The sequence below is a fragment of the Aequorivita sp. KMM 9714 genome (assembly GCF_011065475.1).
Taxonomy (GTDB): Bacteria; Bacteroidota; Bacteroidia; order Flavobacteriales; family Flavobacteriaceae; genus Aequorivita; species Aequorivita sinensis.
Map to the genome: position 1 here is coordinate 1 of NZ_JAAGRO010000014.1, position 2,500 is coordinate 2,500.

Annotated in this window: 2 tRNA genes and 2 rRNA genes (1 of these 4 cut by a window edge); all 4 read left to right on the forward strand. The window is 46.7% G+C overall.

The annotated features are described in order from the left end of the window. Positions 1–98: 98 nt before the first annotated feature. Positions 99–1,622, forward strand: a 16S ribosomal RNA gene (locus tag G3A46_RS13925). A gap of 167 nt (positions 1,623–1,789) precedes the next feature. Continuing rightward, positions 1,790–1,863 (forward strand) — tRNA-Ile (locus G3A46_RS13930). Between the two features lie 150 nt (positions 1,864–2,013). Continuing rightward, positions 2,014–2,090: transfer RNA gene (locus G3A46_RS13935), tRNA-Ala, on the forward strand. Positions 2,091–2,294: 204 nt separating this feature from the next. Then, positions 2,295–2,500: ribosomal RNA gene (locus G3A46_RS13940) — 23S ribosomal RNA — on the forward strand (it continues 2,621 nt past the right edge of the window). Together the 16S and 23S rRNA genes with 2 tRNA genes alongside form the textbook arrangement of a ribosomal RNA operon.

A 2,500-nucleotide genomic window follows, 5' to 3' on the forward strand; every position in this document is an offset into this window, starting at 1 on the left:
TTAGTCAACAAAGAAACTAAACTAAGTGAGATTTTCTGAGATTTTTTTGAGAGTCGAGCTCTTTATGGAAGTATGGTCGCAATATTATTGAAGATTATACGATGAAGAGTTTGATCCTGGCTCAGGATGAACGCTAGCGGCAGGCCTAACACATGCAAGTCGAGGGGTATATAATGCTTGCATTATAGAGACCGGCGCACGGGTGAGTAACGCGTATGGAATCTGCCTTGTACAGGGGAATAGCCCAGGGAAACTTGGATTAATGCCCCATAGTATTATGAGACGGCATTGTTTTATAATTAAAGATTTATCGGTACAAGATGATCATGCGTCCCATTAGCTTGTTGGTGTGGTAACGGCACACCAAGGCTACGATGGGTAGGGGCCCTGAGAGGGGGATCCCCCACACTGGTACTGAGACACGGACCAGACTCCTACGGGAGGCAGCAGTGAGGAATATTGGACAATGGGCGAGAGCCTGATCCAGCCATGCCGCGTGCAGGAAGAATGCCCTATGGGTTGTAAACTGCTTTTTTACGGGAAGAAACACCACTACGTGTAGTGGCTTGACGGTACCGTAAGAATAAGGACCGGCTAACTCCGTGCCAGCAGCCGCGGTAATACGGAGGGTCCGAGCGTTATCCGGAATCATTGGGTTTAAAGGGTCCGTAGGCGGGCGATTAAGTCAGTGGTGAAAGTCTGCAGCTCAACTGTAGAATTGCCATTGATACTGGTTGTCTTGAATCGTTGTGAAGTGGCTAGAATATGTGGTGTAGCGGTGAAATGCTTAGATATCACATAGAATACCGATTGCGAAGGCAGGTCACTAACAACGTATTGACGCTGATGGACGAAAGCGTGGGGAGCGAACAGGATTAGATACCCTGGTAGTCCACGCCGTAAACGATGGATACTAGCTGTCCGGCTCACATTGGTGAGCTGGGTGGCCAAGCGAAAGTGATAAGTATCCCACCTGGGGAGTACGTTCGCAAGAATGAAACTCAAAGGAATTGACGGGGGCCCGCACAAGCGGTGGAGCATGTGGTTTAATTCGATGATACGCGAGGAACCTTACCAGGGCTTAAATGTAGTCTGACAGGATTGGAAACAGTCTTTTCTTCGGACAGATTACAAGGTGCTGCATGGTTGTCGTCAGCTCGTGCCGTGAGGTGTCAGGTTAAGTCCTATAACGAGCGCAACCCCTGTTGTTAGTTGCCAGCGAGTCAAGTCGGGAACTCTAACAAGACTGCCGGTGCAAACCGTGAGGAAGGTGGGGATGACGTCAAATCATCACGGCCCTTACGTCCTGGGCCACACACGTGCTACAATGGCAGGTACAATGGGCAGCCACTACGCAAGTAGGAGCGAATCCACAAAACCTGTCTCAGTTCGGATCGGGGTCTGCAACTCGACCCCGTGAAGCTGGAATCGCTAGTAATCGGATATCAGCCATGATCCGGTGAATACGTTCCCGGGCCTTGTACACACCGCCCGTCAAGCCATGGAAGCTGGAAGCACCTGAAGTCCGTCACCGCAAGGAGCGGCCTAGGGTGAAGCTGGTAACTGGGGCTAAGTCGTAACAAGGTAGCCGTACCGGAAGGTGCGGCTGGAACACCTCCTTTCTAGAGAAAGACGACCGAATATTCAACAAAGAGACACTCTTTATATAAAAAGAAGGAGTTTCGCTTGGTTTAGCTGTCAATTTTATAATATTAAAGTCTGTAGTGAAGTAGTTTTTAGAGGGTAGTACCACTACCAACTGCCAACTACCAGCTTAAAGACTAAAAACAGTCTCATAGCTCAGCTGGTTAGAGCGCTACACTGATAATGTAGAGGTCGGCAGTTCGAGTCTGCCTGAGACTACGATTGAAATCGAAATCGAAATCGAAGTTTAAATTTGATTTTTGTTTTTGAAACGTTCATAGACACATATTGAAAGGAAATTTTAGAAGTTGAAGCGAGATTACTTCATTATTCGTAATTCTGAATTCATAATTCTGAATTTCAAAAAATGGGGAATTAGCTCAGCTGGCTAGAGCGCCTGCCTTGCACGCAGGAGGTCATCGGTTCGACTCCGATATTCTCCACCACGGATATAATCCACTTTTACCAATACCAAAGAGCTATTTTCATAATGCTTGCGGTGTGTAAATGGGAGTTCCAGACAGTTCATTGACATATTGTAATTAAAGAATACGAGAAAAGTAATAAAAGTCTTAGTATTTGATTGTTGACCTTTGGTTGATTGATCATTTATTAAGCAATGAATAAACTCATTAAAGAGCAAAAAAGTACAATAAGCAAAATAAGAGCGTATGGGGAATGCCTAGGCTCTCAGAGGCGATGAAGGACGTGATAAGCTGCGAAAAGCTGCGGGGATTGGCACATACAAGTTGATCCGCAGGTATCCGAATGGGGCAACCCACCATATTGAAGATATGGTATCCGAAAGGAGGCAAACCCGGGGAACTGAAACATCTAAGTACCCGGAGGAAGAGAA